This is a genomic window from Allosalinactinospora lopnorensis (genome assembly GCF_000981225.1).
In the GTDB taxonomy this organism is placed as follows: Bacteria; Actinomycetota; Actinomycetes; order Streptosporangiales; family Streptosporangiaceae; genus Allosalinactinospora; species Allosalinactinospora lopnorensis.
On sequence record NZ_LAJC01000016.1, the window covers coordinates 1 to 18,604 of the forward strand.

General features: G+C 70.9%; 15 protein-coding genes and 3 pseudogenes. 3 read left to right on the forward strand and 15 right to left on the reverse strand.

The annotated features are described in order from the left end of the window. Positions 1-287 precede the first annotated feature (287 nt). A complete protein-coding gene (locus tag VS93_RS08070; protein WP_046469372.1) occupies positions 288-1,052 on the reverse strand; it encodes a TetR/AcrR family transcriptional regulator in 765 nt (254 codons plus the stop codon). Positions 1,053-1,231: 179 nt separating this feature from the next. Between VS93_RS08070 and VS93_RS08075 the strand changes: the two are divergent. Then, a pseudogene (locus VS93_RS08075) lies at positions 1,232-2,391 on the forward strand (DUF418 domain-containing protein). Between the two features lie 113 nt (positions 2,392-2,504). Here the strand turns inward: VS93_RS08075 and VS93_RS32440 are convergent. The 4 genes and pseudogenes from VS93_RS32440 to VS93_RS32870 all read right to left on the reverse strand — a co-directional run. After that, the gene (locus VS93_RS32440; protein ID WP_082126711.1) at positions 2,505-2,639 is read right to left on the reverse strand and encodes an SDR family oxidoreductase; all 135 of its coding nucleotides are present in this window, start codon (positions 2,637-2,639) and stop codon (positions 2,505-2,507) included. Continuing rightward, the gene (locus VS93_RS08080; RefSeq protein ID WP_052745592.1) at positions 2,636-3,262 is read right to left on the reverse strand and encodes an SDR family NAD(P)-dependent oxidoreductase; all 627 of its coding nucleotides are present in this window, start codon (positions 3,260-3,262) and stop codon (positions 2,636-2,638) included. Before VS93_RS08080 ends, VS93_RS32440 begins: the two co-directional genes overlap by 4 nt. 57 nt (positions 3,263-3,319) lie before the next feature. Then, positions 3,320-4,291, reverse strand: a complete 972-nt coding sequence (locus tag VS93_RS31215; protein ID WP_236700413.1) for an acetyl-CoA acetyltransferase — start codon at positions 4,289-4,291, stop codon at positions 3,320-3,322. Further along, positions 4,231-4,920 (reverse strand): annotated as a pseudogene (locus VS93_RS32870) (thiolase family protein); the annotation flags it as partial. The pseudogene VS93_RS32870 and the gene VS93_RS31215, both read right to left, overlap by 61 nt. Here VS93_RS32870 and VS93_RS08090 point away from each other — a divergent pair. After that, positions 4,806-7,007 (forward strand): prolyl oligopeptidase family serine peptidase, encoded by a 2,202-nt coding sequence (locus tag VS93_RS08090; RefSeq protein WP_052745593.1) that lies wholly within the window; start codon positions 4,806-4,808, stop codon positions 7,005-7,007. The pseudogene VS93_RS32870 and the gene VS93_RS08090 overlap by 115 nt on opposite strands. 237 nt (positions 7,008-7,244) lie before the next feature. Beyond that, the gene (locus tag VS93_RS08095) at positions 7,245-8,639 is read left to right on the forward strand and encodes an MFS transporter (protein ID WP_046469373.1); all 1,395 of its coding nucleotides are present in this window, start codon (positions 7,245-7,247) and stop codon (positions 8,637-8,639) included. An 84-nt stretch (positions 8,640-8,723) separates the two neighbouring features. On the opposite strand, the gene VS93_RS08100 is transcribed toward VS93_RS08095, so the two are convergent. The 10 genes and pseudogenes from VS93_RS08100 to VS93_RS08135 all read right to left on the reverse strand — a co-directional run bounded on the left by VS93_RS08100 (position 8,724) and on the right by VS93_RS08135 (position 18,602). Next, positions 8,724-9,518, reverse strand: a complete 795-nt coding sequence (locus VS93_RS08100; protein WP_046469374.1) for an enoyl-CoA hydratase/isomerase family protein — start codon at positions 9,516-9,518, stop codon at positions 8,724-8,726. 2 nt (positions 9,519-9,520) lie between these two features. Then, positions 9,521-10,009 (reverse strand): CocE/NonD family hydrolase, encoded by a 489-nt coding sequence (locus VS93_RS30305; RefSeq protein WP_052745594.1) that lies wholly within the window; start codon positions 10,007-10,009, stop codon positions 9,521-9,523. A gap of 62 nt (positions 10,010-10,071) precedes the next feature. Further along, positions 10,072-11,183, reverse strand: a pseudogene (locus VS93_RS33300) (CocE/NonD family hydrolase); the annotation flags it as partial. A 44-nt stretch (positions 11,184-11,227) separates the two neighbouring features. After that, a complete protein-coding gene (locus VS93_RS08110; protein WP_236700414.1) occupies positions 11,228-12,856 on the reverse strand; it encodes an AMP-binding protein in 1,629 nt (542 codons plus the stop codon). 114 nt (positions 12,857-12,970) lie between these two features. Further along, positions 12,971-14,146, reverse strand: coding sequence for a serine hydrolase domain-containing protein (locus VS93_RS08115; RefSeq protein ID WP_046469421.1), 1,176 nt, complete (start codon positions 14,144-14,146; stop codon positions 12,971-12,973). Positions 14,147-14,308: 162 nt separating this feature from the next. Continuing rightward, on the reverse strand, positions 14,309-14,839 hold the full coding sequence (locus VS93_RS26775) for a beta-ketoacyl-[acyl-carrier-protein] synthase family protein (RefSeq protein WP_052745597.1): 531 nt from the start codon (positions 14,837-14,839) through the stop codon (positions 14,309-14,311). Beyond that, on the reverse strand, positions 14,833-15,582 hold the full coding sequence (locus tag VS93_RS26780) for a beta-ketoacyl synthase N-terminal-like domain-containing protein (RefSeq protein WP_052745598.1): 750 nt from the start codon (positions 15,580-15,582) through the stop codon (positions 14,833-14,835). Before VS93_RS26780 ends, VS93_RS26775 begins: the two co-directional genes overlap by 7 nt. Continuing rightward, positions 15,579-16,883: a beta-ketoacyl synthase N-terminal-like domain-containing protein gene (locus VS93_RS08125; RefSeq protein WP_046469375.1), complete on the reverse strand. Its 1,305-nt coding sequence runs from the start codon at positions 16,881-16,883 to the stop codon at positions 15,579-15,581. The genes VS93_RS26780 and VS93_RS08125 overlap by 4 nt, the downstream gene beginning before the upstream one ends. A 44-nt stretch (positions 16,884-16,927) precedes the next feature. Further along, positions 16,928-17,788: an SDR family NAD(P)-dependent oxidoreductase gene (locus tag VS93_RS08130; protein ID WP_236700415.1), complete on the reverse strand. Its 861-nt coding sequence runs from the start codon at positions 17,786-17,788 to the stop codon at positions 16,928-16,930. Then, positions 17,763-18,602, reverse strand: a complete 840-nt coding sequence (locus tag VS93_RS08135) for an SDR family NAD(P)-dependent oxidoreductase (protein ID WP_162231654.1) — start codon at positions 18,600-18,602, stop codon at positions 17,763-17,765. The genes VS93_RS08130 and VS93_RS08135 overlap by 26 nt, the downstream gene beginning before the upstream one ends. Between the last annotated feature and the right edge of the window lie 2 nt (positions 18,603-18,604).

The following is an 18,604-nucleotide window of genomic DNA, read 5'->3' on the forward strand; positions in this document are numbered from 1 at the left end:
CCCGGACCGTACTGCGGGGGCGGCGGGTAGGGCGGCCGCTGCGCGTGTGGCGGGTAGGGCGGCGGTGGCCCCGGCGGGGTGGCAGGCGGGGGCTGGCCTTCGCTCATGGGCACCTTCGCGGGGGACGGGCGGAGCAACGCGTGGAATGCCCCAGTATTCCAGGGTTCTCCCCACGCGGCTCCGTTCCCGCCCGGTCGGCGCGGGTTTCGGTGGTGGCCGGGTTGGGCCACGATGCGCGCGGTGCGCTCGTCGCCGGAGCGGGTAGGGCCGGTCCCGGGGCCGCCTCCTCAGCTCTGTGTCCCCTCCCCGGAGCGGGCCCGGATCACGGCCTCGATCCCGTCCAGGATCCGCTGCAGGCCGAACTCGAAGTTCTGCACGGGGTCGCCGAAAGCACCGGCCGCCGCGGCACCGACCCACCTGGGGTAGCGGCTGAAGTCGGCGTGCTCCCGCAGGAACGCCTCCTGTGCCGCCTCCCACGCCTCCTGGCTGACACCGGTGCGCCGTTCGGTCTCCGCGGCGTCCGCCGCCAGCCGGGCCACGCCGCGTACGTAGCCGTCGACGGACTCCACCGCGGCGACCGTCTCCGACTCGGTCAGGCCGGTGCCGTCGAGCGCGCGCAGCGCGGACTCGTACCACTCCATCAGCCTTGGCCCCACAGAGGGGCGGTCCGAGACGACCTGGAGCACCCAGGGGTGGCGCTGGTAGCCCTCCCAGTCGTCGCGCGCCCACGCCTGCACCTTCTCCCGCCAGCCCCCGGGCAGCGTGTGCGGCAGGGGGCCGTCGCCGATCATCGTGTCCAGCATGAGCGCCAGCAGTTCGGGGCGGCCCGGGATGTAGGTGTACAGCGACGCGGTGCCGACCCCGAGCCGACCGGCGACCCGCCGCATCGACAACGCGGCCAGGCCCTCCTCGTCGGCGATCTCTATCGCGGCCCGCACGATCCGCTCCGGGGCGAGTCCGGGCCTGGGCCCCCGGCTCGGGAGCGCCCGCCGCCCCCACAGCAGTTCGAGGGCGCGCGCCGGGTCGGTGCTCCCTGCCTCTTCCGCCTTCATATTGCGATCATCCTAAAACTCCGTATAGCGTTCGGAGTTCAACGAACACTGTTCGGAGTTTATTGGCGCCGGAACGGGAGAGAGCTATGCGGGAACAGGAGGCCACGACACGCGGACCGATACGCGGCTCCGTGCGCTCGGCAGAACGGGCCCTGGCCCCCGATCTGGGGCGCGGGCTCATGCTGCTGATGATCGTGCTGTCGAACACGGGGTTCTACCTGTGGGCGGCGGAGCACGGACCGTCGGGCTGGCATCCGGTCGACGGCTCGGCGCTCGACGCCGCTGTCCAGTTCGCCATGATCACCGCCTGGACCTGCGGGTGTACCCGCTGTTCGCCCTCCTGTTCGGGTACGGCATGACGCAGCTCTTCCTCCGCCAGACGGCGGCCGGAAGCTCCGAGCGGTCCGCGGCGGCGCTGCTGCGCAGGCGCAGCCTGTGGCTCATCGTCTTCGGTTTCGGGCACGCCGCGCTGCTCATGGCCGGCGACATCCTCGGCGCCTACGGGCTGGCCGGCCTCATCCTGGGCTGGCTGTTCCTGCGCCGCAGCGACCGGGCCGTCCTGGTGGCCGCCTCGGTCGCCACGGCCCTGCTGTTCGTGCTGCTCGCGCTGACGGTCCTGGAATTCATGGCGCAGCCCGGCGCTCCCGAGACGGTCCCGTCGACCGCGGCCTACGCATCAGGGGAGACGGATCCGCTCGCCGCGGCCGCCACCCGGCTGACCACCTGGCTGCTCGCGGTGACGCTGATGGGCGGCCTTCTCGGCTTCAGCATGCACGCCGCGATGCTGCTCGGATTCTGGGCAGCACGGCACCGCATTCTGGAGGAGCCCGGAAACCACCTACCGCTGCTGCGCCGCACCGCGGTCGCCGGGATCGCGATCGGCTGGCTGGGCGGCCAGCCGGCGGCGCTCGCGCACATCGGCGCCCTGGACGTGCCTCCCGCGCTCGTCTCCGGGGAGGGCGTGTTCCTCATGGTGCAGACGATCACCGGGCTGCCCGCCGGTCTCGGCTACGCCGCGCTGATCACCCTGGTCGCGCACCGGATGTCCGAGCGCGCGCGGCGGAGCGCCCCTGTGGTGGCGGTGGCCGCGGTCGGCAAGCGCTCGCTGTCCTGCTACCTCGCCCACTCGGTGCTCTTCTCCCCGGCCCTGGCCGCGTGGGGCCTCGGACTCGGCGCGGCGATGGGCAGCGCCGGCATGGCCCTCTTCGCGACGGGCGTCTGGCTGCTCACCGTCCTCGGCGCCTACGCACTGGAGCGCGCGGGCCGCCGCGGTCCCGCCGAAACCCTCCTCCACCGGCTGGTCTACCGCCGCGCCGGAACGGCCGGACGACCGGGGTAGGGACGCGCTGCTCCCCTCCGAGCGATGGGCCCCGCCGGAGGGACCGGGGGCATGTACGACCTCCGGCGGGACGACCGGACGTGAAGGGCCCCCTCGCACGATCACGACACTGTCTAGAGGCGGGCTCCGCCCGCCGCGTGCAGGACCTCCCCCGTCATGTAGGAGGAATCGGCGGAGAGGAGAAACGCCACCACCGAGGCGATCTCCTCCGGCCGGCCGTAACGCCGAAGCGGGATCCGCTCGATCATCGCCTGGCGCAGCTTGTCGTCCCCGGCCCCCTCAAGGCCGTCATGCGGGTCTCGATCATGCCGGGGGCGACGCAATTGACCCTGATCCCGTGGCGCGCGAGCTCCAGGGCAGCGCCGCGGGTCATCGACACCATCCCGCCCTTGCTCGCGACATAGGCGATCTGCTGCGTCATGCCCTTGTAGGACATGGACGCGACGTTGACGACGGCACCGCCTTGGGCCGTGTCGACGCGGGAGCGCGCGAAGTGCTTCAGGCAGAGGTAGGCGCTGCGCAGGTTGGTGTCGAGGACGCGGTCCCATTCCGCGTCGTCGAACTCCACCAGGTGGCCGCGGCACACGGTTCCGGCGTTGTTGACCAGACCCGTGGCCCCTCCGAAGCGTTCACCGAGGTCGTCGAACATCGCGGCGACCTGCTCGGAGTCGGTGACGTCCGCCTCGTAGGGGTGGGCGTCACCGCCTTCACCGCTGATCTGTTCCGCGAGTGCCTTCGCCTCGCCGCCCGGAAGGTCGTTGATGGCCACCCGGGCGCCCGCGGCGGCCAAGCGCCGCACCGTCGCCGCTCCGATTCCCCGTGCAGCTCCGGTCACGAGCACAGTGTGTCCGTCGAACTGGGCGGATGTCATAAGCGTTCTCTCCGATGTGTGTTCCTGGTACCGGTCAGGGGTCGCGGGAATGCCTGCTCAGCCGGGTGTGCCGGCGACGACGAAGCTGACGGCGGTGCTGCAGCTACCGCCGATGTTCAGCGTCGCCGCGGTGGTGGCCCCGGGCACCTGGTAGTCGCCGGCCGTTCCGGTGACCTGGCGTTGGACGTCCAGCAGCATCCGGATCCCGGTCGCGCCCACGGGGTGTCCGGCGCCGATGAGCCCGCCCGAGGGGTTGACCGGGATCGATCCGCCGAACGCGATCCGCCCGTCCTCCACGGCCCGCCAGGCGCGGCCCGGCTCTGCCACGCCGAAGTGCTCCAGGGCGATGTACTCGGTGATGGTGAAGCAGTCGTGGGTCTCGATGACGTCGAGACTCCCGGCGCCGGGGATTCCGGCACGCTGGTAGGCCTCCGTGATCGCCGCGCGGACGCCCGGGAACATGTAGGGCTCGTCTTTGCTCAGCTCGAACTTGGCGGCCAGCGGCAAAGGGGCGCTGTGATGGCCCCAGCCGCGGATCGCCGCGGGACGGGGGACGGCAGCGGGGCGGCGCAGGGACCACTCCTCGGCGAAGCGGCGGCCCGCGAGGACCACCGCTGCGGCGCCGTCGGAGATGCGGCCGCAGTCGCTCTTGCGCATCCGCCCGGCGACGAGCGGGTTCGTAGTGTCGTCGTCGGCGAACTGCTCGGGCCCGTAGGTCCAGGAACGTGTCTGGGCCAGCGGGTTGCGGCGGGCGTTGGTCCGGTTGATCTCGGCGATCCGGGTGAGGTGCGCCCATTCCAGGCCGTGGCGCCGTTCGGTCTCCTCGGCGATCTCCTCGAACAGGGTCGGCCAGGGCAGGCCGTCGCCTTCGGCCTCGTGCCCGACCCAGGTGGCGCAGCGATGTGCCGGGCCGCCTCCTCGCCGGGCACGCTGCGCATCACCTCCGCGCCGACGACCAGCGCGACGTCGTACCGGCCCGCCTCGATGTCGGCCATGGCGCCGAGCACGGCCGCGCTGCCCGAGGCGCACGCGGCCTCGTGGCGGCTGGTGGGCAGTCCGCTCCAGGCGGGGTCGAGCATGGGGATCATCGCGCTGAGGTGCGCCTGGCCGGTGAAGTGTCCGGAGTCGAAGTTCGCGACGTGGGCCGTCTGCACTTCGCCGGGGTTCACTCGGGCGTTCCGCAGGCAGGCGTCCACGACCTCGGCGAACAAGGAGGGGAAGGGGTCACTCCCCTCCTTCGTCAGGGTGCGGGCGAAGTCGGTCTGGGCGCCGCCGAGCACGAAGACGGAGTCGCGGCTGGGCATGATGCCTCGCTTCCATCCGGGGTCAATATGAATGAACGTACGTTTACTCAACCGCATCCCCGGCTCTTTGGCAAGAGCGACCTCGGAGGGAAGTACCACGACAGCACCCGGACCAGCGGAGGAAGCACCAAAAATAGTCGCGGGGGTGGTACTCGGGGTACCGGGTGTGCCACTGTATAAACGTACGTTCATTTTTTCGTAACCCGGGGGCAAAGAGAGGAAAGAAGGAGATACCTCGCATGTCCTCCCCGAAACCCGGACGCGGGCGATGGCTCTGCCTCTGCCTCGCCGCGCTCCTGCTCCCCTGGTCCGTGCCCGCCGAGGCCGCCCCCGCATCCGCATCCGCATCCGCATCCGCCGAGTACAGCCCGGCGTCGACCCCGCTCCCCTCGGGCATGCCCCCGGCCGCCTACACAGCGGAACCGGAACTGCCCGCCCCTGAAGGATGGCCGTTCTCCGAGGCGTTCCCCCGCACCTCCGGCACGGGCCGGCTCGACGACGGCGCCTTCCTGTGGACCGATTTCCTCTACGACGATGTCGGGGCACGCGGCGCCACCGTCTCCACCAGCAACCCGCGCGGCATGCTGTACCCCATCGGCGGCCCCGTCGGGACCTACCGCTACCAGGCCGAGGAAGCCCGGCACAACGGTGCGGACATCTTCCGCGCGGGGATCGGTCTGGACTCCGACGCCTCCTACTGGCGCGTCGACTGGACCACTCTCGCCGACACCTCCGTGCCGATCGCCGCGTTCCTGCTCGACACCGGTTCCGGGGGTACAGCCGAACAGCTGCCCGCCAACATCGGAATCAAGGATTCGGAAACGGACCACATCCTGCTGGTCTCCGCGGCCGGAGCGTGGCTGATCGACACCGAGGACGGCTCCCGCACGGACGTCGCCGACTCCGGCGCGCACATCGTGGACGAGGAGGCACGCTCGTTCGTGGTCCGAATGGACAGGTCGGTGCTGGATCCGGAGGACGACTGGAACGTCAAGCTGGTCTCAGGAGCGGCCGGCGGTGACGGGGCGGGTTTCGCCGATGTGGGCATCAGCAACGGAGCCCGGCCCGGCCAGCCCAACATCTACAACGTCGCTTTCCGCACCCTGGACCAGGAGAACGCCGCCGAGGACAAGAACGCCTGGATGGAGGCCGAGCAGGCGCGCGGTCTGGCCGCGGGCGACATCTCATCGTTCGGCCAGGAGGTCTCCTGGACCGAGCTGGGCGAGGGCGGAACGACCCCCGAGCCCAGACCCACCGGCTTCTCCAACCGCTGGTACGTCTCCGCTGTTGAGGAGGACCAGGGGCTGGTTCCGATCGAGAACGGAAACGACTTCACGACCGTGGGATTCCCCGGACGGGTGCAGCCATACGGGATCTACGTCCCCACGTCCTACGACGGTTCCGAGCCGGCGCCGATGACCTGGATGCTGCACAGCGCCGGCATGTCGCACAACCAGTACCCCGAGTACAGCCCGGACTTGGTACAGCAGGCGTGCGAGCAGCGCGGCTCGATCTGCGTCAGCCCTATGGGGCGGGATCCCTGGTCCTGGTGGGTCAAGGAGGGCGAGCTCTCGGTCTGGGAGATCTGGAACCGCGTCTTCGCCGACTACGCCGTCGACGCCGACCGCACGACCATGACCGGTGCCTCGATGGGCGGGTACGGGACCTACTACTACGCCTTCTACTACCCGCACCTCTTCGCGGCGGCCTCGGCCATCGCCCCGCCCGCGAAATGCGCGTCGATCGAGATGCTGCCCGGTGTGGAGATCGACATCGGCATCCAGGACGACCCGGAGGGAACCTGCAAGGAGAGCGGGAACCTGGAACCGCTTGCGGAGAACGGGCGCTACGTCCCCTTCCATCTGACACACGGCGGCCTCGACATCGTGGTGCCCTCGCACACGGTCGTCAGGATGGCCGACAAGTTCGACGAACTGGACTACCGCCACGAGCGCAAGCTGCACCCGCTGGAGGGCCATCTGACGTTCATCCTGCACAAGGACAACTTCTCCGAGGCCGCGGAGTGGCTGACCGGGACCCGCGAGCAGAACCCCCCGCGCATCAGCTACTCGTGGTACGGCAACGCCTACAAGCCCGATCTCGGGGTCGGGCCGAGCGGCGCCTGGTGGCTGTCCGACCTGCGCGCCCGCGACGACGCCCCTGGTGAGCGCGCCCGCGTCGACGCGCATTCCCGCGCCGTCCCCCAGTCCGAGCCGGAGGTCGAGCCTTCCGGGGACGGCCGGAACACGACCGGTCTGACCTGGACGGAGGGGGCCGCGGTCGCGGAGGCTCCGGAGATCGACGTCGAGCTGAGCAACGTGGACTCCGCTACGGTCGACGTCGACAGCGCGGGGATCTCACCCGGTGAGAACGGCACCCTGACCGTGGAGTCCGACGGCGAGACCGCCTGGAGATCACCGAACTGCAGCCCGACTCCCTGATCGTGGGTGAGGACGGGAGCGAATGGCAGAGCGATGACGAGGGCAGCGCCATCGTGCAGGCGACCGAAGGGGCGCAGTCCCTGGAACTGCACGCCGACCCGACGGGCTAGCGCACCGTGCGGCCGTTCGCGGGGTCCCGGGGCCCGCGGACGGCCCGTTTGTTTCCCCGTCTTGTCATCCGCGCCGGTGTGATCTTAAATAAACGTACGTTCATTTACATTAGGGAAACGGGAGACCATGTCCGACAGCTCCTCCGCACCGCGCCCCACCGCGGCCATCGGTATCGTCGCCCGACTGGACCGGCTGCCCATCGGCCGCTGGCACCGCAAGCTCACCTTCATCGTCGGCATCGGGGTGTTCTACGAGCTCTTCGAGCTGTTCCTGGGCGGCGTGCTCGTCGCCGTACTCACCCCGGTGTGGGGCCTCACCACCTTCGAGCAGGGTGCGCTCATCGGCTCCGTCTTCCTGGGCATGTTCGTCGGCGCGAACGCCTTGGGTGCGCTGGGCGACCGTTTCGGCCGCCGCCGCATGTTCCTGGTCAACCTGACCATCTACCTCATCTTCGGGCTCATCGCCGCGTTCTCCCCTAACGTGTGGGTGCTGATCGCCTGCCGGTTCGTCGCGGGCATAGGGGCGGGTGCCGAGGCGGCGCTGATCGACGCCTATCTCGGCGAGTTCCTGCCCAAGCGGCACCGAGGGCGCTACGTGGGGTGGGCGCTGACGTTCGGGTTCCTCGCCTTCCCTGCTGTAGCCCTGCTCGGGGCGCCGCTGGCCGCCGCACACGTCCTCTTCTTCGACGGCTGGAGGTTGCTGCTCGTCGCGGCGGGCTCCGGCGTGGTCCTCATCCTGTGGATGCGCCGCCGGCTGCCCGAGTCCCCCCGCTGGCTGGCCGCCCGGGGACGCCCCCAGGAGGCGGAGGCCGTGGTGGCCGGGATCGAGCAGGAGGTCGAGCGCAGCACGGGTCCGCTCCCGCAGCCCGACTCCACCGAGCACATCGTCGCTCCCGCGCAGCAGGACTCCTTTTCGAGCATGTTCCGCGGCCGGTACCTGCGCCGCGTTGTCATGATGTGCGTGCTCGCCGTGCTCGGGACCGTGGGGTACTACGGCTTCGGTCAGCTCGCCCCGGTCCTGCTCGTCTCCAAGGGGTTCGACATCGTCCAGTCACTGAGCTACACCGGGATCATCGCCGTCGGGTACCCGCTGGGGGCGCTGCTGGCCACGCTCATCGCCGACCGGATGGAGCGCAAGACCCTCATCGTCGTCTCCGCGCTGGGAATCGCGGTCTGCGGCCTGGTCTTCGGCGCCGCCACCCTGACGTGGCTCATCCTGGTGACCGGTTTCACGCTGACCGTCTTCAGCAACATCTTCGGCACCGCCTCGCACATGTACCTCGCGGAGGTATTCCCCACCCGGACGCGCAACGTGGCCATCGGTTTCAGCTACGGGACGGGCCGGCTCGCCGCGGCGGTGCTGCCCTTCGCCGGGCTCGCCGTCCTGGACGCCTTCGGCGCCATGGGAGTACTGACGGGTTCGGCCATCCTGCTGCTCGTGTGCTGCGCCAACGTCCTGCTGCTCGGACCGCGCACCACGGGCCGCAACCTGGAGGCGATCACCGAGACCGTCGCCCGCTGACAGGGCCGGACGGCCGGCGAGCACACGAAAGACGCCCGGGACCGGGGAGCCATCCGGTCCCGGGCGTCCGCTGGGAAGCGGCCCTCAGCCGCCGCCGAACACCGGTTCGCGCCCCTCCAGAAACGCCCGCGGCCCCTCCTCCGCATCGGCGATCTCGGTGTGCGAACGGATGTGGTAGAGGTCCTGCAGGCGCAGCCCGTACTCGACGGGCTGGCCCCACGCCGCCTCCCTGAGCTCCTTGAAGTAGGCGATGGACTTCGTGGGCCCCTGGGCGAGGGTACGGGCGAGCGCCCGCAGCGAGGCCTGGAACTCGGTGGCGGGCACCACCGTGTGGACCAGCCCGATACGCTCCGCCTCGTCGGCCTCGACGAGGCGCCCGGTCAGGTAGATCTCGGTGGCCCGCGAGGGGCCGACGACCCGCGGCAGCAGCACCGCGGTACCGAAGTGCCCAACACGGACGAGCATGCTGCCGATACGCGCGCGGTCGGAGGCCATGCGGTAGTCGGCGGCGCAGGCGAGCTCGGTCCCGGCCCCCGCCGCGACACCGTCCACGCCGGCGATCACCGGCTTCGGGCAGCGCACCATCGCCTCGCACACGCGGAGGTAGTGGGAGTCGCCGGTGACCTCGTCGGCCGGCCCGGAGCTTCGGTCCCCGGCGAGGAAGTCGGCGACCGCGTCGAGGTCGTCGCCCGCGCAGAAGGCGCCGCCGGCCCCCGTCAGCACCACGCACCGCACCTCGGGATCCCTACCGACCTCGGTGAGGGCCTCGATGAGGCGCTCACCCAGCTCCCGGTTGAGGGCGTTGCGGCGATCGGGCCGGTTCATGGTCAGGATCGCCGCGCTCTCGTACATCTCGTGGCGCAGGACGTCGTCGGTCATGCTCAATCTCCGCTCAGGACGGTCAGGGTGAGCCCGGAGGCGCGCGCTCCCTTGTGGTGCACGCGCTGCCGGGCGGTCGAAAGGGTCTCGTCGGTCCCCACGGGCGCTCCCGAGTTGGCGTTGCGGTCCAGGTGCGGGAAGTTGCTGCTGCTGATGTGCACCCGGATCCGGTGCCCCGTGGCGATCCGGGCGCAGACGTGGCCGAGGTCGACGACGATCTCCGCGGCCTCCCGTGGGTGCAGCGGTTTCTCGGTGTCGAAGCCCTCGCGGTGCCTGACCCGCAGGGCCCCGTCGGCGATGATGATCGCGCGCCCGTCCGGGCGCACATCGAGCAGCTTGCCGACGAAGTCGGTGTCGGGGGCCGTGCTGTCCACCCACAGGCACAGCCGGACCGGGCCGGCGATGTCCACGGGTTCCTCCAGCGCCGGCGAGGTGTAGCTGAGGACGTCGCGCCGGCTCTCCAGGTGGTTCTGGGCGAGAGGCCCGCCCACCAGCCGCCCAGGTTGAGTACCCGCCCGCCGTGGCTGGGTACGGGAGAGGCAGGGTCGTAGGTGTAGCGGTCGGGGGTCTGGTCGTAGGCCGGGCGTTTCCGGGCGAGCCTGCCGCGGCCGGCCACCTCGGCGTTTCCGTCGCTGTGCAGGTACCAGCTCTGCTCGGTGGTCGCGGCCGGCGGCCACTCCGTCGCGGTGCGCCATTCGTTGGCCCCCATGAGGAAGTACTCCACCGGTGAGGACTCGATCGCACCGCCGCGCAGGTGCCGGTCGAAGAACGCGAGATGCTTGGCGGGCAGGCCGCCGTACGAGGCCGCGGCCCGCAGCCCGAAGTTGAGCTCCCCCTGCACCGACAGCAGCGTTCCCAGATGTGCCCAGGGCCCCACGATGAGCCGGTGCCGCCCCGCGCTGCCCGACTCCGCCACCAGTTGCCGGTGCAGCGCGATCGTCGGACCGCAGAAGACGTCGTACCAACCGGTAACCATGAGCGTCGGGATCCTGATGGCCTCCGTCCGGATGGTGGGACGCAGGTCCAGCCTGCCGCCGGGAAGGACGTCGGCGAACGAGAAGGGGAAGCCTTCGAGCTTCAGGATGTCCCGCAGCGGCAGGACCTCCATGGCCGAGCGGGGCGACTCGGCGTAGCCGGCGATGGCGGCGATGGTCTCGGGCGGCGGCGGGTCGCCCGCGGCCAGCCGCCGCGCCAGCCAGTCGGCGGACATGAACACCAGCCAGCTCACGATGTGGTCGAGCCGGAGCGCGCCGCCCGTCGCGGCCCGGTCGTGCTCGGCGGAGGTGACCATGGCCGGCGCGATCGCCCTGAGGTGCGGAGGCTGCTCCATCGCCCCGAGCAGCTGCACCAGTCCCAGGTAGGACGGCCCCGCCATGCCCACGTTGCCGTCGCACCAGGCTGTTCGGCCACCCATTCGACGGTGTCGTAGGTGTCGCGGCCCTCCTGCTCCCACAGGACCGGTTCCCACTCCCCTTCCGAGGCGAACCGGCCCCGGGTGTCCTGCAGCACCACCGCGTACCCGGCTTCGGCCGCGAGGTAGGGCGGGAGGACGTCGAGCGCGGTGAGCATGCGCTTGTCGTAGGGCGCCCGGTAGACGATGGCCGGCCGGGCCCGGCCGTCCGCCGCCCGCCACACGTCCGCCCTGAGGAGGACGCCGTCACGCATCGGGGCGGCCACATCACGCTCGATCTCGATCGTGCCGCCGCCCGTCACCACCGCTCCCCTTTGACCTTCAGCCCGGCACGCTCGCGGTCCCAGGTGTCGGCGGTGACGCCCTCTTCCCGCAGGAGATGCTTGCGGATCTTGCTGGTGGGGGTGAGCGGTAGCTGCTCCAGCACCCGCAGGTAGCGGGGGATCATGAAGTAGGCCATGCGCGAGCGCAGGAACTCGGTCAGCTCGGCCTGGTCCACGCGCGTTCCGGGCACCGTCGAGATCACCGCGAGGATCTCGTCCTCCCCGTGCTCGCCGGGGACCGCCACCGCCGCGGCCTCGCGGACCACGGGGTGGGCCAGCAGCTCGGCCTCGACCTCGAACGAGGAGATGTTCTCGCCGCGGCGCCGGATGGCGTCCTTCATCCGGTCCATGAAGAAGAAGTTGCCCTCCTCGTCCCGCCGGAGCGCGTCCCCGGTGTGGAACCAGCCGTTGCGCCAGGCGGCGGCGGTCTCCTCGGGCATGGCGTGGTAGCCGCTGTTGAGCGCCCACGGCCGGGCGGTGCGCACGACGAGCTCCCCCGTCTCCCCCGGTTCCACCTCCCGGTCGTCGCCGTCGACGAGGCGGAGCTCCACGCCGGGTCGGACCCTGCCGCAGGTGCCCGCGACGGCAGGGGTTGCCTCGGAGATGATCGGGCAGCTGACCTCGGTCATGTTGTACATGGCGTACACGTCGACCCCGAAGCGCTTGGCGAAGTCCGACGCGTCGTCGACGAGCGGGACCACCCAGGCCCACCTGAGGGGCGTGTGCGCGTCCTCCGTGCGGGACGGCTGCTTGGCCAGGAAGGTGGCCATGACTCCGAGCAGTGTGCAGCTCGTGATTCCCGTCCGCTGGACCAGTGGCCAGAACCCATCGGTCTGGAAGGGCCGGGTGACGACGACGGAATGCCCGTACAGCAGCATGCCGTAGACGCCGAGCGTCCCGCCGACATGGAACAGCGGGAGCTGCACCAGGTAGCGCTCCCCCTCGCGGACCCGCGCGCCGAAGGCGGCCACGGCGCTGCTGTAGTGGTGCACGTAGGGCAGCAGCACGCCCTTGGAGGGCCCCGTGGTACCCGAGGTATAGATGATCATCTGTGGGTCCCACGGCTCTACCGGCCGCGGCGGATCCGGGACACGGCCGGAGCCCAGGGACAGGATGTCCCCGTCGACGACGCGGACCGGCAGTCGCGGCCCGCCGTACTCGCCGATGACGACGATCGTGTGCACGTCGGCGAGGTCGATCCCGGCCAACCGCTCGGCCAGCTCGGCGTGCGCCACGAGGACGCCCGCACCGGAGTTCCGGATCACGTGCTCCAGGAGCCCGCCCCGGTAGGCGGTGTTGATGGGGACGTGCACGGCTCCCAGGAGGTTCGCGCCGAACCAGACGCGCAGCGCGTCGGGACCGTTGGGCAGCCATGAGACGACGCGGTCGGAGGCGGTCACACCCAGGTCGGCCAGGCCCGCCGCGGCTCCCTCCGCGGCCTCCAGAGTCCGCCGGTAGGTCCACGACGGCGCGTCCTCGAACAGCGCGAACACGCGGTCGGGGTGCAGCCGCGCCCGCGTGTAGAGCAGCCCCGGGATGGTGCACGATCCGCGATCGGGCACCCGGGGATCGTCGTCCGCAAGGAGTTCGATCGAGCCGGTCACTTCTCGCTCCTTCCATGAGCGGCGCATCGAGGTGGTCCCCACCTCTGCTTTATATATGAACGTTCATTTATATACATCACAGGAGACCTCGCGTGTCAACTCCGCAGCGGACGCCTACAGGCAGCGGTAGAGCGCGTCCCGCAGCGCCTTCTCCCGCCGGTCGTCCCAGATCCGCAGGCCCAGGGCATTGGTCCCGTAGCAGTAACCGGTACCCCGGGCCGGATCGGCGAACCCGAAGCTGCCGCCGGCGCCCGGCGCGCCGAAGGCCGATTCGTCCGAGCCGAACCGCCAATCCGCGAACGGCTTCCAGAACCCCAGGGTGAACCGCGTCGTCACCTTCAGCACCAGGTCGCGCTCGCCGCCGGAGGGCGGCGGATCGGGGCGTTTCAGCTCGCCGAACGTCCGGTCGTCGAGCCCGAGGGCCGCCCCGCCCCCGGCCAGCTCCGCGTAGAACCTGGCGACGTCGCGGACCTGGCCGATCCCGTTCGCCGAGGCGAGCTCGATACCCCGGTACGGCGGCAGCGCCAGCTCCGACGCGGTACGCAGCGGCGGGTTGCCGAAGGTACGGCGGGTGATGCTCATCGGGTTGAACAGCGACAGCGCGTATCCGAACGGCACCTCGTTGATGTTGCGCAGGATGTCCGCCCGGGTCGGGGCGGGAAGCGCCGCCTGCCGGTCCAGGGACACCGAGTCGGGGGTGCCGATGTAGAACTCCAGCCCCAGCCTGTGCGCGATCTCCTGCTGGAAGTAGCCGTCCACGCCGCGCCCGAGCGAATCCACCCGGCGCATCAGCTCGCTCTGGTAGAGACCCAGCGTGAGGGAGTGGTACCCGTGCCGGGTGCCCGGTTTCCAGCGGGGCTGTTGCGCGGCGAGGATGCCGGCCAGGGCGGCGGGGTCGGCCAGCGTCGCGGCGCCGACCGGCACGTCCAGCGCCGACAGCCCCGCCCGATGGTCCAGCAGGTCCCGCACCGAGATGTGCCCCTTGCCGTTCTGCGCGAACTCCGGCCAGTACTCCGCGACCGGGGTGTCGTAGTCGAACGCCCCGTGGGCGTGCGCCACGGCCATGGTCCCGGCGGCCACCCCCTTCGTCGCCGAGAACATCGGGAGCAGGGTGTCCGACTCCCACGGCAGCCCCCGATCCGGGTCGCGGTACCCGCCCCACAGGTCGACCAGGGGCTCCTCTCCCCGGTAGACGCTGAACGCGGCCCCGACCTCGCCCCGCTCGGCGAAATTGCGCTCGAACTCCTCCCGCACCTCTTCGAACCCCGGCCGCACGTCCCCTTCGATCATCGCCACCCACCGTCCGATCCACCCCGATGCTCGGGACGGTCCGCACCGCCCCGACTGGTTCCGGTACGGGTTTCACTGTGCCGCACGAACGGTCCCGAGCGGCGGGCCGGGAGGGGTGATCCGCCGCTCGGGAGAATCGGAGCTCCGGCACGCCGCGGCTGTTCAGCACAGCCGCAGCAGGATCGACGAGGTGTCGCCGCCCCCGGACGACCCGACGGCCATCGCGATCGGATCGCTGGTCCCCCGGAGCGGGCGCGGCGCCAGGATCACCGGGGAGGCGGGCAGCCGGCGGTAGGGGCGCACCAGGTTGGCGGTCGGGGCGACCATCCTCGTGTTCAGCATGACGAGACTCGCGAGGATCTTCAGCAGTCCGGCGACGCCCGGAATATGCCCGAAGCAGGCCTCCTGCGTGGTGAGCAGTAGATCGGTGTGGTCGCCGGCCGACTCGCGGAGGGCGTTGAGGACGTCGCAGATGTAGTCCTCCAGGTGCCGGCTGCCCTCAGCGAAGTCGCACATGAACGCCAGGTCCGCCAGTCCCAGATCGGCGACCGCGAGCAGGCGCTCGATGTCCTGGGCGAAGCGCCGCGGATCGCCCAGGCCGACCGGGCTGGCGCCCCGCTTGCGCGAGGACAGCGCCATGAACTCCACGTCGGCGAACGCCGTCCGGACCGTCCTCCCCGGCCTGCTCAGCACCAGGCGACCGCCCCCTCACCGGGGGCGTTGCCAGTCTGGTCGTCGTCGTGCGGCCGCACGTCCTCCGGATCGCCGGACAGCGTGGAGGCCCGGAAGCCCGAGCCACCCTCGTAGGTGGTGCTGGAGAGGAACAGCGGTTCCAGTACGCAGTCGGTACCGACCACGACGGCGTGCTCGACCTCGCCGCGGGCGATCATCCCGGCCGCGAGCTCGAACGCGCGCAGGGAGGTGCTGCATCCGCCGGTCAGCGTCAGCGTCGGCATGTCCAGGCCGAGGTTGGTCGCCAGGCACCCGGCGATACTGCCCGGGGTCCCGGCGATCCAGTAGTCGAGCCCGATGCCGCGCGGCCCGGCCTCGTGGAAGCGGCGCAGCAGGTCGGCCGTCTCGCGCAGGCCGAACTGGATGGACGCGACCACGAGCACCGCGTCCGTGTCGTTCAGGTCGGCGGCCGTCAGACCGGCGTGGCCGATGGCGTCGGCCACCGCCACGTGCGCGAGCCGGCTCGCCTTGGGCAGCCGACGCAGCGCCCTGTCCGGCAGGCCGAGCGAGCCCGCTCCGCTGTCAGGGACCTGGCCGGCCACCCGCAGCGGAGTGTCGAACTCGTCGAACTCGCTGATAGCACAAACCCCCTTCATGATCATCTCGGTGAACTCCCACAGGTCACGGCAGGTATCACCGATTCCGGGCAGGGACATCCCCACGCCCCGGACCGCGACCCGGCCCCAGTCCGGCCGCGCGGTCACTGCGCGGCTCCCAGGAGTATCGCGCTGGCGACCCCTCCCACCTGGTAGTTCACGCTGAGCGCGCGGTCGAAGCGGACCGGCTTGGGTGAGGTGCCGGGCAGCGGGTCGAAGCTCAGGGCCGGGTCGGGGACGCGGCAGCCGGCCGTGGGGGCGATCTGCCCGTGCCGCATCATCAGCAGGGTGGCGGCCACCCCCATATTGCCCAGGCCCGATGCGACGTGCCCGAAGCACGCCTCCTGGGAGGTGACGTAGGGCGGCACCGTGTCGGCGAAGATGTCGGCGACGGCGTCCGTTTCCAACTGGTTGAACAGCGGGTCCCCCTGAGCTCCGCCGTTGACGTAGGCGATGTCCGCAGGGGCGGTGTGGTCGCCCATGACGTCGCGGGCCGCATGGGACAGCGCCGAGTCCACTCCGGTGGCGGCCAGCGCGCTCGGTACGGCGCCGCGCCGCGTGGCCTGCCCGATGAGCCACCCGTGGACGCCGGCCCCGCGGTTCTGCGCGTGCTCCCTGGCCTCCACGACGAGGGTGACCGCGCCGTCGCCCATGTTGAACCCGTCGCTGTCGCGGTCATAGGGCCGCATCGGGCGGTCCATGCGCAGCTCGGGCGCGGTGAACGAGGTGGTTCTGACCTCGGCCTTCATCGTCTCCCGCAGCCGGTCCAGGTGCCGGGCCTGGTCCAGGTTCCAGGCGTCGACCCCGGTGACGATCGCGGTGTCCACTTCGCCGTCGCGGATCATCGCCATCGCCCGGCCCAGCAGTACCGCCGACGAGGCGCACCCGCACGAGACGCAGAAGCTGGGACCGGTGGAGCGCAGTAGCGAAGCCTGCACGTTGCCCACGTCGGTCACGGCCCCGGACAGGGCCAGCCGCATGAACAGGCCCTTGGCCTCGGCTGCGGTGAGCTCGTCCGGATTGGCGTCCAGGGCCCCCCGGTAGGCCGCGACGATGGTGTCCATCCCGGCCCGCGCCGTCAGCAGCGCCGCGTTCTCCGCCGCGCCGGCGCGCCAGTCGATCCCGGCGTCCGCCAGCGCCTCGAACAGGGCGGTCAGCCCGTAGAGGTGGGTGGGGGCGTAGTTGTCGATGTAAGGGCGGGGGATCTCGGGAAGCTCCGCCGCCACATCGGCCGCGACGGACGGGATCGCCCCGAAGTACACGCCGTCGTTGTGCACGCAGAGAGTGCCGGTGGAGATCGTCTCCCAGAACTCCGGCACCGTGCGGGTCACGCCGCCGTTCGGGCCCGGCAGGCACAGGCCGATACCGGTGACCACGGTGTCCCTTGGTCCTTGCTGTGCTCCTGACATGTGCTGCTCCTCTTCTCTTGTGGCGTGTGCACGTCTTCGCGGCGTCACGGGGATCCGCCGTCGACGGACATGGACTCTCCGGTAATGGAGCGGGCAGCGTCGCTGAGCAGGAACGCCGTCAGATCGGCCACTTCTTCGGGCTCGATCAGCCGTTGCAGGTCGGTGTTGCGGACCGCGCTCTTCCAGAAGCGCGGCCAGGTGAGGTCAGGGGGACCGAAATGAGTGCGGATGCTGTCCATGAAGTCGCGGCCGTACAGGTCCTCGTTGTGCAGCATCTGGGTGTTGGTCAGCCCGGGGCAGACCGCGTTCACCCGCACATCGGAGGGACCCAGTTCGATCGCGAGGGATTTGATCAACCCGTTCAGTCCGAATTTGGACGCCGAATAAGCGGTATTCGCGGGTACCCCGCGCTTCCCGGCGACGCTGGAGACGAGCACGATCGAGCCGCGGCGCCGCTCCATCATGGTCGGGACGACCGCCCGGCACAGCCGGAAGGCCCCGTTCAGGTTCGTGTCGATGGTGTCGAGCCAGGACTCCTCGTCCTGGTCGCACAGGAACTTCTGCCCGGCCCCGCTGACGGCGCTGTTCACCGCCAGGTCCACCGGCCCGAACTCGGCGCCGAGCTCGTGCACGACATCGTGCAGGGAGTCGATGTCCGTGACATCGGCCTGATGGCTCGCGGCGGAACCACCGCGCTCGGATATGGCCTTCTCGACCTCCTGCAGCCGGTCGAGCGTGCGCCCGACCAGGCCCACGGCCGCGCCCTGCGCGGCGAGCGTCTCGGCGATCTCGCGCCCGATGCCGCTCCCGGCCCCGGTGACGATCGCGACCCGCCCTTCGAACGGCGTCCGTCCCGCCGCTCTGCGGTCCTCGGTCGATTCAGACGATACGGCTTGGAAACCCACCGCCATGCACCTCCATTACGTTTCCGGTCAGGTACTCGTTGTCGATCGCGTGCAGGATGCTCGCGGCCACCTCTGATTCCGCCGCGAAGCGTCGCAGCGGGACCCGCTCGCGCAGCCGGTCCATGAACCGCGCGTGCCCCGGGTTGGCGGCGCACTTGTCGCGCAGCGCCGTTCCGTCGACGACGCCGGGCGCGACGCACACGACGCGGATCCCGTGGTCGGCGAGCTCCAGGGCCCAGCTCCGCGTCAGGGACACCACCCCGGCCTTGGCCGCGGCGTAGGCGGACTGCCCCCACGACCCCGACCAGGTGCTGCTGGCGATGTTCACCAGCACGCCTCCCGCGCCCTGGCGCGCCATCAGCTCGGCCACCTGCCGGCCGACCAGGAACGTGCCGGTGAGGCAGAGCTCGATGGTGGCCCGCCATTCCTCCTCGGGATGCAGCCGCCACTCCCCGTTCTGGTCGCGGCGGCTGAGCAGCAGGCGGGACAGGTTCTGCCCGGCGGCGTTCACGCACGCCGCGACCGGCCCCTGGGATTCGGCGTGCGCGAAGAGTTCACGCACGCTCTGCGCCGAGGTGACGTCCACGGGGTGGACGGTGAGCGGCAGCGATTTCGCCGCCGCCAGGGTGCGGACCTGCTGCAGCCGCGCGGAACCGCGGGCGGCGGCGATCGTCCGCCTGCCCTCCTCGGCCAGGGCGACCGAGGTCGCCAGGCCGAGGCCGCTGGTCCCGCCGATCACGACCGTGACCGGGTCCTCCGCCCCATCGGGCGACCCGCCGGCGCGGCCGACTCCTGCTTCGGGCGGCACTGACACCT

Bases quoted from the DNA above. Each gene is read 5' to 3' on its own strand.
- VS93_RS08070 (WP_046469372.1), bottom strand. From the start codon at position 1,052: ATGAAGGCGGAAGAGGCAGGGAGCACCGACCCGGCGCGCGCCCTCGAA.
- VS93_RS32440 (WP_082126711.1), bottom strand. From the start codon at position 2,639: ATGATCGAGCGGATCCCGCTTCGGCGTTACGGCCGGCCGGAGGAGATC.
- VS93_RS08080 (WP_052745592.1), bottom strand. From the start codon at position 3,262: ATGACATCCGCCCAGTTCGACGGACACACTGTGCTCGTGACCGGAGCT.
- VS93_RS08090 (WP_052745593.1), top strand. From the start codon at position 4,806: ATGTCCTCCCCGAAACCCGGACGCGGGCGATGGCTCTGCCTCTGCCTC.
- VS93_RS08095 (WP_046469373.1), top strand. From the start codon at position 7,245: ATGTCCGACAGCTCCTCCGCACCGCGCCCCACCGCGGCCATCGGTATC.
- VS93_RS08100 (WP_046469374.1), bottom strand. From the start codon at position 9,518: ATGACCGACGACGTCCTGCGCCACGAGATGTACGAGAGCGCGGCGATC.
- VS93_RS08115 (WP_046469421.1), bottom strand. From the start codon at position 14,146: ATGATCGAAGGGGACGTGCGGCCGGGGTTCGAAGAGGTGCGGGAGGAG.
- VS93_RS08125 (WP_046469375.1), bottom strand. From the start codon at position 16,883: ATGTCAGGAGCACAGCAAGGACCAAGGGACACCGTGGTCACCGGTATC.